Source organism: Arthrobacter sp. Ld5 (genome assembly GCF_051172775.1).
In the GTDB taxonomy this organism is placed as follows: domain Bacteria; phylum Actinomycetota; class Actinomycetes; order Actinomycetales; family Micrococcaceae; genus Arthrobacter_D.
Map to the genome: position 1 here is coordinate 513,383 of NZ_JBPKBO010000024.1, position 13,854 is coordinate 527,236.

The window sequence follows — 13,854 nt, forward strand, 5'->3', positions numbered from 1 at the left end:
CGGCGGGTCCCCGTCACTGCCGGGTCCCCCGGATCAGCTGCACGATGTCCTCGACGATCTTCCGCACCACGGGCAGGCGGGAGAGGATCACGAGCTTCGAGATGAGCGGCGCGGCCTGGTCGACGAGCCGGCGTGTCCGGACCTGGTCGGGGGAGGAGTCGTAGACCCAGAACAGGGTGATGCCCAGGTAGGCGTACCAGAGGAGCTCGGGGAGGTCGTCGCGGAGGGCCAGGGGCGGCTGCGGCCTGGACATCCCGACGGCCTGCCGGAACAGCGAGATGGCGCGGGCCCGGGCCACGGCGGACTCGTCGCCCAACGGGTCCGTCGTCGCCGACGGCTTGATGGCGATGCTGAGGAAGTTCGGGCCGAAGCCGTGATACGGCCCCATCACGTCGACGCCCGTGTGCAGGACGATCCGCAGGAGTTCGCCGAGGTTCCGGCCCTCGCCGAGGCGGGGGAGGGCCAGCGAGCGGTGCTCGTCCTGCAGGCTGCGGTACAGCTCGTGGACGAGGTCGTCCTTCGAGGCGAAGTAGTAGTAGGCGCTCCCCGTGGAGACGTCCGCGGCGGCGGCGATGGCCCGCATGGTCGTCTTCTCGTAGCCGTGCTCCCGGAACAACCGGAGCGCGGTGGAGACCAGCAACTCCCGGGTCGCTTCGCTCTTGGCTGTCGGCGCGGGCATCGGTCCCCCTTTTCGAACGCGTTCAATTCGCAGTGTAGTCCGGATCCGCCAGGGCTCAACCCCTCCGTCCCCTGGGGCCGCCGCGGCGGGCGGGCAGACCCGTGGGGGCGTTTCGCCGGATCGGGGCCGATGCCCCGGCTCTGTGGGCCGAGGTTCATCCCTGGTCCGTCGGACGACGACGCCGGCGGCGCGGCGGCAGCGCGGCGACACAGCATCGAGTTGCACGGCGAAACGGCGATACAGCTGCGCAGGGCGATGCGACTACCGGGCGACGCCGTCTGCCAGCGACGGGGCGACGGGGCGATGGAGCGACGGGGCGGCGACGGGCCGGTGCAGCGACGCGCGGCTACGCGGCGATCCTGGACGCTGCGCGGCGGAGCGCCCCTCGCAGCCGGGCTTCCAGCTCTGCCTCCCGGAAGAGGTCACCCCACTCGATGCGGAGGATCGTCCATCCCTCCTCCACCAGGGCCTTCTCCCGGCGGCGTTCCTCGTAGAGCACTTCGTCGGTGGCCGCAGCGCCGAAGTACTTCACCCTGCCGTCGAACTCGAGCCCGACCAGCAGTTCGAGCCACGCGAAGTCCAGTCGGTAGCGTCCGTGGCGGGTGGCCACCTCCACCTGCGACAGTGCCTGCGGGAGCCCGAAGCGGAGGAGACGGCTGCGGGTGAGGGTCTCACCGGGAGACTCCGACCGGGGATCGGCGGCAGCGAGCACGGCGCTCGCCCTGCCCACGCCCGCCGCGGGTCCGAGGAGATCGACGGCGGTCAGTGCCGCCCTGCGGGTGACGCCGCGCGCCATGGCCTGGTCGGCCACGATCAGGGCCCGGTCGAAAGGGAGCGAGCGCGCACAGTCGATCGCGGTTCTGAGGAGCGACGTGACGGGCAGCCCGTGGAGGAGGACGACGTCGTCCTCCGTGAGTTGCGCACTGTGATTCCGGACGTCGGCGCCGTGGCTGGCGTTCGAGGTGCGCGTGGGCTGGGTGACGTGCACATCGTTTCCAGGCTGCCAGAGGTCGAGGCCGTGGAGGACGGCGGCCGTCTCATGGCAGTAGACGTGCCCCACGGTGTCCCGGCCGATCAGGCTGTGATGGTGCGCCTGTGCCTGGAGTACGAGTCGTTCGACGTTCGAGAGGCCGGACCAGTGTGCCTCCGGCACGTAACAGTTCTTGCGCAGCCGTCGGAGTTCGCCGCTGACCACGAGGTGGTGGATGCGCCGGCGGGACAGCCCCTCGTCCAGGAGTTCCCGGTAGCGCCAGAGGGTCTTCGCCGAGCAGTTCGGTGCGGTCATCGGGCCACCGTGTCAGGAACGACGGCGGCGCGGGAGACCGACGGGGCAGATGTGCACAACGGGTGCACGGCCGGGGCAGACCCGTGGCATCGGCCCCGACCCGTGGGGGCGTTGCCCCGGCTTTGGGAACCCGCCGCGGCGGCCCGGAGAAGCGGCCCGGAGGAGAGGCCCGGAGAAGCAGGCCGGAGGAGGGGTGCACTTAGGCGTAGTACCGGCCCAGGACCTCGGCCTTCAGGTCGTAGAACGTGCCGTCGTCGATGGCCGCCCGGGCGTCGTCGACCATGCGCACCACGAAGCGCTCGTTGTGGATGGAGATCAGCGTCGCCGAGTTCATCTCCTTGGCCTTGAACAGGTGGTGGATGTAGGCGCGCGTGTAGTGGGTGCACGTGTAGCAGTCGCACCCCTCGACCAGGGGCGTGAAGTCCCGCCGGAAGCGCGCGTTCGAGAGGTTCCACCGCCCGTCCGGCGTGTAGAACGCGGAGTTGCGCGCCACCCGGGTGGGGGAGACGCAGTCGAAGGTGTCGGCGCCGTTCTCGATCCCGGTGAACAGGTCGTCGGGCTCCGAGATGCCGAGCAGGTGGCGCGGCTTGTTCTCGGGCAGTTCGTCGCTGCACCAGCCGAGGATCGTCCCGAGGTTCTCCTTCTCCAGCGCGCCGCCGATCCCGAAGCCGTCGAAGTCCATGGCGCCGAGGTCGGCGGAGGCCTTCCGGCGGAGGTCCTCGTACTGGGCGCCCTGGATGACCCCGAACAGGGCCTGGTAGGGGCGGTGGCTGCGTTCGACGGTGAGCCGCCGGTGCTCGACGATGCACCGCTCGGCCCAGAGCCGGGTCCGTTCGAGGGACTCCTCCTGGTATCCGCGCGAGTTCATGAGGGTGGTCAGCTCGTCGAAGGCGAACATGACGTCCGCGCCGAGCTGGTGCTGCACCTGCATGGAGATCTCGGGTGTGAAGCGGTGCCGGTCCCCGTTGAGGTGGCTCTTGAACCAGACGCCGTCGTCGTCGATGTGCGCGAGGCGTTCCTTGCCGACGGCCACGCGGTCGTCCGCTCCCGCCGCGTCGGAGTCCACGGGGACGTCCATGGTGATGACCTTCTTGAAGCCGGAGCCGAGGCTCATCACCTGGAACCCGCCGGAATCCGTGAAGGTGGGGCCGGGCCAGTTCATGAATGCACCGAGGCCGCCGGCCTCGTCGAGGATGTCGGCCCCCGGCTGCAGGTACAGGTGGTAGGCGTTGGCGAGCAGCGCCTGGGCGCCGAGGTCGGCCATCGCCGCGGGCAGCACGGCCTTCACGGTGGCCTTGGTGCCCACGGGGATGAACGCCGGGGTGCGGATCTCGCCGTGCGGGGTGGTGATCGTCCCGGTCCGCCCGTGCCGCGGGCCGCCGCTCCCGGCCCCCGGCGTCGTGTCCTCGATGCGGTGGTGGACGGAGAAGGCGAACGAGGACTGCTGGGACTGTGGGTGCACCACCCCATTTTGCCAGCCCGACGGCGGTGGGCCGGACCGCTACCGGTCGGCGAGCTGCGCGTTGAGGGCGGCGACGGCGGCGAGCTCCGCGGCGATGCGCCGCTCCAGCACGTCCCGGCTCAGGGTCTCGGACCCGCCGTGGGCCCGCAGGTACAGGAGGACGCCGATGCGGAGCACGCGCCAGTCGCGTTCGACGTCGATGCGTCCGGCCGTGGAGGCGCGCAGGATCTCCGGGTCGTACACGTTGGGTTCGTTCAGCTGCCGCTGCCGGTACATGGCGCTGGTCTTGGCGCGCAGCGGGGCCGTCTCGGCGTCGTCGGCCGCACGGATCGCGGCCGAGTACCGCAGGGAGCGTTCCTCGTCGTGCCGGGTGAGGTAGGCGGCGATCGCGAGGCCGCCCTCGATCCACTTCCAGCGGCCGAAGTTGCCGTCGAACGGCAGCTCCGCCAGGAGGTCGGCGATGCTCAGGGCCGCCGCGGGGTCGCCCTCGTCGACGAAGAGGGCGAGCGCGAGGTGGTGGAGGTCCTGGAGGTTGCTGCCGGACTTGAGATTGATGCCGCGGGCCAGGCGCCCGGCGACGTCCTGGAGCACCGTGCTGTCCGGGTGCGCCTGGGCCACCTGGGCGACGAGGGCCTCGGGGGATCCGTGGTCGGCGGCGACGGCGGAGACCCCGATCTCGGCGTCCGCGGGCTCCACGTAGGCCATCGACCCCGTGGCGATCGTGATGCGGCGGTCCCCGGTGACGGTGGCGACGACGAGCGCCGGCACACCGAAGTCGTCGTTCTCGACGCCGACCGTCGTGACCTCGGCCGTGCCCCCGCCGTCGGGGAGTGCCAGCACGTCACCGGCCGCCAGCATCTCCGCCGGGACCGCGCGCAGCCCTGTCCTGTCCACCCTGTTCACCATCATGTCCGTCGTGCCAACCTCTGCCTCTAGCCCCCTGGATGTTCACCGTCGCCCCAGCGCGCCCATACGACGATACGGTAACGCGGGGCCCGACAGGTGCTCAGCGCCCCCAGCCGGCGTGGGCCAGCGCCTGGCGCAGCAGGTCCGCGCGACCGCCCGAGAACTCGGCCTGGATCGACGGGCTCAGCGCCTCGGACGGCGTCAGCCAGGACAGTTCCAGTGCGTCCTGCCGCGGGTTGCACTCGCCCGTGACCGGGATGAGGTACGCGAGGGCGACGGCGTGCTGGCGGTCGTCGGTCAGGCCCGTCTCCGACGGCGAGGGGAAGTACTCAGCGATCGTGAAGGGGACGGGGGACGGCGGCAGCTGGGGCAGGGCCATCGGCCCGAGGTCCTTCTCGAGGTGCCGCAGCAGCGCGGCCCGGATGGTCTCCCGGTACATGACGCGCCCGGACACGAAGGTCCGCACCATCTCGCCCTGGTCGCTGGCCTGCAGCAGCAGTCCCACCTCGTTCACGTACCCGAGGGAGTCGCACCGCACCGGAATCGCCTCCACGTACACCATCGGCAGGCGGCGGCGGGCCTCGTACAGGTCATCTTCGGAGAGCCAGCCCGGGTTGGGGTCAGGGGTGCGAACGTTCATACCTCAGTTCTATCGCAGTGGCCCGGCCCCGGGCAGGTGCCGCGCTGTTCTTCGGCCAGTGGCTGAATCCCCGCGCCGGATGCACCCTCGGTGCCCCGCGGCGCCGCGGGAGTCTCACTGTCGCTCGTGGACCCGGACCCCGGTGCCCCAGGGAGCGCGCACCCGCAGCGACCGTTCGTGGCCCTCGTCGACCACCTCGGGCGCGTAACCGGCGCCCGTGAGGCCGCGGACGAGGTCCCGCACGTCGCCGTCGTACTCGAAGGCGAACCCCGCGGCCGTCCGGGCGTCCGTCCGCACCGCCACGAGGCCACCGTTCTTCGCCCGGAACTCGTGTCCGGCGCCGGCCCTGATCCTGGGCCTCGCCCCGATGCCGTCCAGCACCGCCGCGGCCGCTCCGACCTCGGGGGTGGACCAGAGGGCGAGCACCGTCAGCGGCGACGGCGGCGCCGCCGTCTCCCGCGGCCCGGCGTCGGCGTGCAGGGACAGCCCGTCCGGTCCCGTGACGCGGGCGGTGGGGCGGTCCCCGTCAGTGAGCTCGACGGTCAATCGGGCGCCCGATCCCGCGGTCCGGCGTGCGAACTCCCGTACGTCGGAGACGTCGAAGGCGAGGCGCACGGTGCCGTCCTCTGCGCTGCCCGCGGTGCAGGCGCGGAGGGCCACGCGGCCGCTCCCGGCGTCGAACACGGCGCAGGAGCCGTCCGGTGCGGGGTCCTGCGCCGGGGCGAGGCCGAGGGCCTGCAGGAAGCGGGCCGCGCCGGGAAGATCCGGCGTGGAGACGACGGGGCGGACACGGAGCATGGGTTCTCCTCGGGATCGGTCGGCGGGCGGGTCCGTCCAGCATGCCAGCACGCGTGGTTCCGCGACGGCAGGAAGCGTCCTAGGGTGGGCGCATGAAGGCCGAACTGCCCGAACTCCTCCTGCCCGACGCCCCCGCCTGGCGGGCCTGGCTGGAGGAGAACCACGCCTCCTCGCCCGGCGTCTGGCTGATCGAGCACAAGAAGGGCGGGACGACGACGGCGCTCACCTACCCCCATGCCCTCGACGAGGCGCTGTGCTTCGGGTGGATCGACGGCCAGGCGAAATCGCGTGACGGGCACACCTACCTCCAGCGCTTCACGCCGCGCGGCCCGCGCAGCATCTGGTCCGTGCGCAACCAGGCGCACATCGAGCGGCTCCGTGCCGAGGGACGCATGCGGGACGCGGGGGAGCGGGCGGTGGCGGCGGCGCAGGCCGACGGCCGGTGGGAGCGCGCGTATGCGGGACCGGCGAGCGCCGAGATGCCACCCGACCTGACGGCCGCCATCGAGGCCGACGACTCCGCGCTCGCCACCTTCCGCACCCTGTCCTCGCAGAACCGCTACGCCATGATCTTCCGCCTCTCCCAGCTGAAGACAGACGCGGCGAAGGAGCGCAACATCGCGAAGTTCGTCGCCATGCTGGCGCGAGGCGAGACGCTCTACCCGCAGAAGAAGGGTGCGTCGGCGGGCGACTGACGCCCGGTCAGGGCAAGAGGGTCAGGACAGCCGGGTCACCTCGTAGGTGTGCCCGGCGGCGCGGAGCCGCTCCACGAGCACGTCGCCCAGCGCGGTGGCAGGTGTCAGCGATCCGCTCCGGGGCGGGAGCCGGTCGCCGTCCAGCGCCAGGGCCAGCGCCGTCTCCCCGGCCATGACGGCGGTGGCGGCGTAGCCGGGGTCACCGGGTCCTGCGGCGAGCGCCCGGTACCGGTGCCCGTTCTCGGTGCGGGCGGTCACCTGGGAGCGGAACCAGCCGTTGTTTCGTGTGGCCTCGCTCGGGCCCGTCCCCGGCGCCGGCAGCACGCGGTCGAGAAGGCGCCGGGTCGGCCGGAACGCCATCGCGCCGGCGAACGCCCCGAGTCCGAGCGTCGTCGCCGCGGCCGTCACCGCCCCCACCGGTCCGCGCGCGATGCCCATCACCTCCCCGTAGCGCAGGGAACGGCCGTAGGCCCAGCCCTGCAGGGCGTTGCTGCGGCGCACGATCCGCGTGTTGGCCGCCGCCATGATGAAGGGGGCGGTCCACAGTCCGTTCTCCGAGCGGCGCACGGACGCGACGTCCGCCGGCTGCTTCGTGTCCGGCTCCTGGGCGCGGTCCGGGCTGAGGGCGTAGGGGTCGGCGACGAGGGAGCGCAGGGCGGGGGTCGACCGCATCCCGTCGAGCTGCCCGCGCATCGAGTCGAGCGTGCCTCCGCTGAGGCCGCCCCTGGCCGTCGCGACGAGCTGGACCTCGGTGAGGTCACCGGCGCCGTCGGCCTCCGCGGCCTGGTGGAGCAGCAGGACCGCGAGATCGGAGGGGACGGAGTCGTAGCCGCACGAGTGGACGATCCGGGCGCCGCTCGCCCGGGCCAGGGCGTCGCAGCGGTCGATGGCCTCGCGGACGAAGAGCACCTCACCCGTCAGGTCGCCGTAGTGGGTGCCCGCCCGCGCGCAGGCCTCGACGACGGGCAGGCCGTACTTCGCGTACGGGCCGACCGTGGTGAAAAGCACCCGGGTGCCTGCTGCCAGGGCGGCGATCGAGGCGGCGTCCTCCGAGTCCGCCTCGAGCAGCGGCCACGTGCGTGCGGCGGCGGGCAGCCGCGAGCGGACCGCCTCGAGCCTGGCCCTCGACCGGCCCGCCAGTGCGATCCGCAGGCCGTCCGGGGCATGCGTCGCGAGGTAGGCGGCGATCAGTTCGCCGACGAAGCCGGTCGCGCCATAGATGACGAGGTCGTGGTCACGGGGGTTCTCCATGTCAGCAGTCTGTCACCCGGCGGCGGTCCGCCCCTTCCGGGCGCTGCTCGCGGCTTCCAGGATCATCCAGGCCTGGAGCTGGGAGGACAGGCTGACCGGCCCGTCCTGCCGCGGCGGGAAGACGAGCATGCCGGAGGCGTCCGTGCGCCGGCCGGACCAGACGGTGTCCGCCGTCGCGCCGAGGACGGCCCGGGCCTCCGTCGCGGCCGTCGCTCGGATGCCTGCCGACGCGGCCTGGGCGAGATAGCGCGCGAGGATCCCCGTGAAGAGGCCCGCGTCGCCGGTGGCTGCCAGTGGGAGCACGCCGTCGGCGTCGGCGACCGTCCGGGCCACCGCCCCGACGAGATCGGCCGCGTGCCGCAGGTTGTCCGGCCCCCCGACGGCGACGAGCGCGCCGAGCACCGTGCCCTGGTTGTAGGTGTGCAGCGACCGCTCCACGCGGCCGTCGGCCTTCACGCCGTCGAGGTAGAGGCCGCTCCCGGGATCGAACAGGCGCTCCCTCAGCCAGTCGAGCAGCTCCTGCGCCCGTGCCGTCTCGCCGGCGCGGGCGAAGAAGAGCGCGGCGGGGGCGGTGCTCGGCGTGTTCTTGTAGTCACGCGTGGTGTTCCAGTAGACGCCGCCGCCGAGGTCCGGGGTGTGCGCCGACCGGAGGGCCTCCCCGAGCACCCGGACACGGCGCCGGGGGCGGTGCCGCCCGTCCAGCGCGTCCAGGCGCTGCAGGGCGAGTGCGAGCCAGGCCATGTCGTCGTAGTAGGCGTTCCGCCACCGGCCCCCGTTCCGCAGCCAGATGCCGCGCGCGAGTTTCCGGGCCTCGGGCAGCGCACCCGTGGCGGCGTCGCGCCGGTGCTCGTCCAGGAGGCAGTCGAGGTAATGCGCCTGCCACCAGTAGTGCCAGTGGCTCCGGGGGCTGGTCGGCGCCGGGAACGCGACCGCCGCCAGCCGCGTCCCCGGCATCCGCAGGCTCCGCCGGGCGAACAGGTGCCGGACGCTGCGGGCCGCCGCGGCGGCAGCGTCGTCGGGAATGGGCATGTGACCACCCTAGTTCCGCCGGTACGTCGCCGGGTTGAGCAGGATGCGCAGCAGAACACCCACAGGATGCGCAGTGGGCCACGTCACAGTACGCTGGGCGCGGCTGGACCGACGGCGGTCCACCGGATGCGGAAGGACCAGGCATGGACATCAGGGGAGCAGTGGCCCTCGTCACCGGCGGCGCGTCCGGGCTCGGGCTCGCCACGGCCCGCAGGCTGGTCGACGACGGCGCAGCCGTGGTCCTCGTGGACCTGCCGCAGTCCGCCGGGGCCGAAGCCGCCGTGGAACTCGACCCGCGCGGCGAGCGCGTGCGGTTCGTCGCCGCCGACGTCGCCGACCCCGCCCAGGTCCAGGCCGCCGTCGACACCGCCGTCGCCCTCGGCCCGCTGCGGATCGTGGTCAACTGCGCCGGGATCGCCACACCGGGCAAGGTCCTCGGGCGCGGCGGCGTCCTGCCGCTCGACCAGTTCGCCCGGGTCGTCACCGTCAATCTCGTGGGCACCTTCAACGTGATCAGGCTCGCCGCCGAAGCCATGGCCGCCACCCCCGCCGTCCCGGGCCTCGGCGGCTCGGAGGAGCGTGGCGTGATCATCAACACCGCGTCCGTCGCCGCGTTCGACGGCCAGATCGGGCAGCCGGCCTACGCCGCGTCGAAGGGCGGGGTCGCCGCGATGACGCTGCCGCTCGCCCGCGAATTCGCGCGGTCCCTCATCCGCGTGGTCACCATCGCCCCCGGCATCTTCGAGACGCCCATGATGGCCGGACTGCCGCAGGAGGCCCAGGACTCCCTCGGCGCGCAGGTGCCGCACCCCTCCCGCCTCGGCAAGCCCGTCGAGTACGCCGCGCTCGCGGCGCACATCGTGGGGAACCAGATGCTCAACGGCGAGACGATCCGCCTCGACGGCGCCATCCGCATGGCGCCCAGATAGCGCTGCTCCCGGTCTCAACGAAAGGACGGCTCGATGATGAGCCAGCTGCCCGCCGCCGATTTCCTCGGCTTCGAATCCCTCCTCTCCGCCCGCGAGCGCGCGAAGCTGCAGGACGTCCGCGACTTCCTGGACAAGGAGGTCACGCCCTCCGCCGTCGACTGGTGGAATCGGGCCGAGTTCCCGCACGAGATCCTGCCGAAGCTGGCGGGCCTGCACCTCAGCACACCCGTGCAGCAGGGCTACAGCCACCTGTTCAGCGGCCTCGTGATCGCCGAGATGACCCGGGCCGACACCTCGATCGCGACATTCTTCATGGTCCACCACGATCTCTTCGTCGAGGCCCTGCACACCTTCGGCAGCGCGGAGCAGAAGACGCGGCTCCTGCAGGACGCCATGGACCTGACGATCACCGGGGCGTTCGCGCTCACCGAGCCGCTGCACGGCTCCGACGTCGCCGGTGGCATGGCGACCACCGCCACCCGGAACGGCGACACCTGGGTGATCAACGGCGCGAAACGGTGGATCGGCAACGGCACGTTCTGCGACTACATGCTCCTGTGGGCACGGGACACGGAGACCGGGGGCGTGCGGGGCTTCATCCTCGACGCGACACTGCCCGGGGTGAGCCGCACCGTCATCGCGAACAAGACCGCGCTCCGGACGGTCCAGAACGCGGACATCACCCTGACCGACGTGCGCGTCGCGGAGGCGGACCGCTTCGCCGGCATCGCGTCCTTCGAGGACACGCGGCAGCTGCTGCTCGGTTCCCGGATCCTCGTCGGCTGGCAGGCCGTCGGCCAGCAGCTGGCCGCGTTCGACGTCGCCCGGCAGTACGCCGTGGAGCGGCACCAGTTCGGCCGCCCGATCGCCGGCTTCCAGCTCGTCCAGGACCAGCTCGTCACCATGATGGGCAACACGACGGCGAGCCTCGGGGTCATGGCGCGCATCGCCCAGCTGCAGGAACAGGGGGCGTCGGACATGGCGCAGGCCGCATTCGCCAAGTCCTTCACGACGGCGCGGATGCGCGAGACGGTGGCCCTCGGACGGGGCATCCTCGGCGGGAACGGGATCGTGACGGACTTCTCCATGGCGAAGATCTTCGCCGACGCGGAAGCCGTCTACACCTACGAGGGGTCCTACGAGATCAACAGCCTCATCGTGGGCCGGGCGCTGACGGGCATCTCGGCCTTCGCCTGACCCCCCACACGACCGGTGACGGGCAGGGGGACACCCGTTTCGCCCTCCCGACGGCCACCATGCTTAGATGATCGGGGTTCTGGCTGGGCATGACATCGGGAGGCGGTCGGGTGAGCGTCTCGCGTGCGGCCGTCGTGGTGACGGCCCTGACGGCCGTCTCCACCGTCTTCGGGTTCGTGCGCGACGTCGTCATCGCCGCGGTCTTCGGGGCGGGACCCTCCCTCGACGCCTACCTCGTGGCGCAGGGACTCATGAACGTCGTGCTGGGCCTGGTGGCCTACGCCATGGCCCGATCCGTGACCCCCGTCATCGCGCGCGAGGTCGCCGCCGAGGGGCCGCGCTGCCGGGGCCACCACAGCTTCGACACCGCCATCACCGTGACCATGGTGGTCCTCGGGCTGGGTGCCGTCGTCGTGGGTATCTGCGCCGGCCCCGTGACGGCCGTGCTGGCACCGGGCTTCGAGGAGGAGCAGGCGGAACTCACCGTCACCCTGACGAGGATCGTCCTGCTGGCCACCGTCCTCATCGCGGGCACGGACCTCCTGGCGGCGGTCGCGCAGGCCCACGGCAGGGTGGTCTGGTCCTCGCTGCAGGGAGTGCCGTTCAACATCATCATGATCGGGTCCGCCGGACTCTTCGGCCCGCGGTACGGCATCCAGGCACTCGCCATCGGCTTCGTGGTCGGGTCCGCGGCGCGACTGGCGCTGCAGCTGCCGCCCCTGCACGCACTCGGTCTGCGCATCCGGCCCCGATGGGAGGTGCGGCACCCGGGGTTCGTGGAGATCGCGCGGCTCATGCCGCCGCTGCTCGTGGGGAGCGCGATCGCCAACGTGAACTCGCTGGTCGACCGGGCGGTCGGATCGACCCTGGGCGACGGCGCCATCACGGCCCTGTCCTACGGCTGGCGGCTCGTCAACCTTCCGGAGACCCTGCTCATCGCCTCCCTCCTCGTGCCGCTGTACCCGGCACTCGGGGCTGCCGCCGGCAACGTGCGCGAGGTCAGGCGGCTCGTGTCCCGCGGGCTGTCCGTCACCGTCACCATCCTGGTCCCGCTGACCGTCGTGCTGATGGTGGCGGCGCTGCCGCTGTCGCTCGTCGCCTACGGACGCGGGGAGTTCACGGCTGACGACGCCGGCACCACCGCCGTCGCGGTCCTCTGGTACGCACCCGCGCTGGTCGCGATGGGAGTGCGGCAGGTGATGGTCAGTACGTCCTACGCGCTCGGTGATTCACGGGCGCCGGTCCTCGTGTCCCTCGCCGCCATGGCCATCAACGTCGCCGGCGACATCCTCCTCGCACCGGTGATGGGCGTGGCCGGGATCGCACTGGCGACGACGGCCTCGCTCGTCTTCGCCGCCGTCGCGAATGCCTGGCTCCTCGCGGGCCGGCACGCGGCGGTGGAGGTGCGGCCGGCCCTCGCCCTCGTGGCACGCGCCGCGGCGCTCGGTGCCGCGGCGGCCCTGGGTGGTGCGGCGGTCCTCGCCGCGACCGACGGCGCCTCCCCTCTCGTCCAGGGAACGTCGGCCGGGACCGTGATCCTCGGCGTGTACGTGGCCGGACTGGTCCTCGTCCGGGCGCCGGAGCGGCTCGTGCCGCTCGAGATGCTGCGGGCCGCACGCCGGCGGTGACCGCACCGGCCGGTCCTCAGGGACGGCGGAACCGCCGGAGCGCCAGGCTCACCGACGGGCCGACATCGCGGGGATCCCAGATGCTGTGGCGCGCCCGCGCGGACCACAGGAGGGTGCCGGCGAGGTCGCGGAGGAGACCGCCGCGCCGTTCGATGCGGGCGCGCCGCAGGTCGCCGGTGAGCCACGTGTAGCGCTTCCCGGGTGTCGCGTCGGCGAGGAGAGACGGCTGCGCGCCGAGCGCGCTCAACGCCCAGGTGTGCACCAGGCCGGGCCGCGCCGACTCGGCCAGCGCGAGCGAGCCGTAGAACCGTCCGTTGAAGTCGATCAGGTGGGGTACGCCGTCGTGGCCGGTGAGGAACTGGAGCTCGACGAGCCCGTGCCAGCCGACGTCGAGGAGCATCGCCTCGACCTTCCCGACCAGCACCTCGTCGACGGCGACGGTGGATGCCCGGGCCGAGGCACCGTTGGGTGTCGGCCACAGGCGGGTCGACACCTGCTGGGTGCGGCCGAGCAGCCTGCCGTCATGGAAGACGCCGATGAGCGCTCCGAGCGTCCCGTCCACCGGCTCCTGCAGGATCGCCTGCGCCCCGGCGGCCCGGATCCTCTCGACCTGGGCTCGTGCGGCCGCAGGGGAGTCGAACAGCTTGGCCTCGATGCGTAACGGATGGACGTGCCCGGGCGCCCAGTGTTCCTTGCACTTGACGACGAGGGGCCCGGACCAGCGGGCGAGGGCCTCGTCCGTGGCGAGTTCCGTACGGGGCGACGCCAGCCCGGCCTTCTCGGCATGCCGGGCGAGCCGGAGCTTGTCCAGGATCGTCTCGATGACGCCGAAGTCGGGATGCGCGACCGGGACGGGGATCTGCTCCCGGTAGGCGGCGAGGGCTGCCATCCAGTCGTCCCCTCCGCCGAACACGACGTCGAAGGTATCCGCTTCGGCCGCTCGTCGGACACCCTCGATGAAGCCGGCGCTCCCGTCGCGGGGGCGCGGCACATGGAACGTGGCATCGCAGGCAGTCGACGCACCGAGCGATCCCCCACCCTCGGGGGTCCCCACGCCCACGTACCAGCCGGCGCGCCGGAAGGCGCGGGCGGCTGCGAGTGCACCGCGGTCCCGGCCGGTGGCGACGATCAGGACGCGACGTCGGGCCTGGGTCGTCGCAGGCTCCCGGCCCGCCCGGGTGGTCGGGTCGTCCTGCGGCTGATGCATGTGAACCTCGACGGTGGGGCGATCGGCGGGATCCCAGCCAATCGCACTATGGCGTGAAAAGGCAAAACGCCCGTCCGCACGGGGTCATCGAGCGGGGGTGGAGGCCGGCGTGCCGGTGCGTTGGAAACGCCCCGCCCGCCGAGGCCCG

13 protein-coding genes are annotated in these 13,854 nt (G+C 72.5%); 4 read left to right on the top strand and 9 right to left on the bottom strand.

Going from position 1 to position 13,854, the window contains the following annotated elements; genetic code table 11:
• Nucleotides 1–13: 13 nt before the first annotated feature.
• From ACSGDB_RS15460 to ACSGDB_RS15485, 6 genes are all read right to left on the bottom strand, one after another.
• Nucleotides 14–679, bottom strand: a complete 666-nt coding sequence (locus tag ACSGDB_RS15460) for a TetR family transcriptional regulator (RefSeq protein WP_434995828.1) — start codon at nucleotides 677–679, stop codon at nucleotides 14–16.
• A gap of 346 nt (nucleotides 680–1,025) precedes the next feature.
• Nucleotides 1,026–1,964, bottom strand: a complete 939-nt coding sequence (locus ACSGDB_RS15465; RefSeq protein ID WP_434995829.1) for a type IV toxin-antitoxin system AbiEi family antitoxin domain-containing protein — start codon at nucleotides 1,962–1,964, stop codon at nucleotides 1,026–1,028.
• A 199-nt stretch (nucleotides 1,965–2,163) separates the two neighbouring features.
• Nucleotides 2,164–3,426, bottom strand: coding sequence for a tRNA guanosine(34) transglycosylase Tgt (gene tgt, locus ACSGDB_RS15470; RefSeq protein WP_434995830.1), 1,263 nt, complete (start codon nucleotides 3,424–3,426; stop codon nucleotides 2,164–2,166).
• A gap of 39 nt (nucleotides 3,427–3,465) precedes the next feature.
• On the bottom strand, nucleotides 3,466–4,335 hold the full coding sequence (locus ACSGDB_RS15475) for a DUF6707 family protein (protein ID WP_434995831.1): 870 nt from the start codon (nucleotides 4,333–4,335) through the stop codon (nucleotides 3,466–3,468).
• Nucleotides 4,336–4,432: 97 nt separating this feature from the next.
• Nucleotides 4,433–4,972: an NUDIX hydrolase family protein gene (locus ACSGDB_RS15480; protein ID WP_434995832.1), complete on the bottom strand. Its 540-nt coding sequence runs from the start codon at nucleotides 4,970–4,972 to the stop codon at nucleotides 4,433–4,435.
• Between the two features lie 114 nt (nucleotides 4,973–5,086).
• A complete protein-coding gene (locus ACSGDB_RS15485) occupies nucleotides 5,087–5,770 on the bottom strand; it encodes a VOC family protein (protein WP_434995833.1) in 684 nt (227 codons plus the stop codon).
• Between the two features lie 92 nt (nucleotides 5,771–5,862).
• Between ACSGDB_RS15485 and ACSGDB_RS15490 the strand changes: the two genes are divergently transcribed.
• Nucleotides 5,863–6,465: a YdeI/OmpD-associated family protein gene (locus ACSGDB_RS15490; protein ID WP_434995835.1), complete on the top strand. Its 603-nt coding sequence runs from the start codon at nucleotides 5,863–5,865 to the stop codon at nucleotides 6,463–6,465.
• Nucleotides 6,466–6,486: 21 nt separating this feature from the next.
• On the opposite strand, the gene ACSGDB_RS15495 is transcribed toward ACSGDB_RS15490, so the two are convergent.
• Together ACSGDB_RS15495 and ACSGDB_RS15500 are read right to left on the bottom strand one after the other, a co-directional pair.
• Nucleotides 6,487–7,716, bottom strand: coding sequence for a saccharopine dehydrogenase family protein (locus ACSGDB_RS15495; RefSeq protein WP_434995836.1), 1,230 nt, complete (start codon nucleotides 7,714–7,716; stop codon nucleotides 6,487–6,489).
• A 12-nt stretch (nucleotides 7,717–7,728) separates the two neighbouring features.
• Nucleotides 7,729–8,745, bottom strand: coding sequence for a glycoside hydrolase family 76 protein (locus tag ACSGDB_RS15500; protein WP_434995838.1), 1,017 nt, complete (start codon nucleotides 8,743–8,745; stop codon nucleotides 7,729–7,731).
• Nucleotides 8,746–8,888: 143 nt separating this feature from the next.
• On the opposite strand from ACSGDB_RS15500, the gene ACSGDB_RS15505 reads away from it, so the two are divergent.
• From ACSGDB_RS15505 to murJ, 3 genes are all read left to right on the top strand, one after another.
• Nucleotides 8,889–9,674: an SDR family NAD(P)-dependent oxidoreductase gene (locus ACSGDB_RS15505; protein ID WP_434995840.1), complete on the top strand. Its 786-nt coding sequence runs from the start codon at nucleotides 8,889–8,891 to the stop codon at nucleotides 9,672–9,674.
• 36 nt (nucleotides 9,675–9,710) lie between these two features.
• Nucleotides 9,711–10,871, top strand: coding sequence for an acyl-CoA dehydrogenase family protein (locus ACSGDB_RS15510; protein ID WP_434996003.1), 1,161 nt, complete (start codon nucleotides 9,711–9,713; stop codon nucleotides 10,869–10,871).
• A gap of 110 nt (nucleotides 10,872–10,981) precedes the next feature.
• Entirely contained in the window at nucleotides 10,982–12,499 is a 1,518-nt protein-coding gene (gene murJ, locus ACSGDB_RS15515; RefSeq protein WP_434995841.1) for a murein biosynthesis integral membrane protein MurJ, read from the top strand.
• Nucleotides 12,500–12,515: 16 nt separating this feature from the next.
• Here murJ and ACSGDB_RS15520 read toward each other — a convergent pair whose 3' ends face one another.
• The gene (locus ACSGDB_RS15520) at nucleotides 12,516–13,706 is read right to left on the bottom strand and encodes an ATP-grasp domain-containing protein (protein ID WP_434995842.1); all 1,191 of its coding nucleotides are present in this window, start codon (nucleotides 13,704–13,706) and stop codon (nucleotides 12,516–12,518) included.
• Nucleotides 13,707–13,854: the final 148 nt, after the last annotated feature.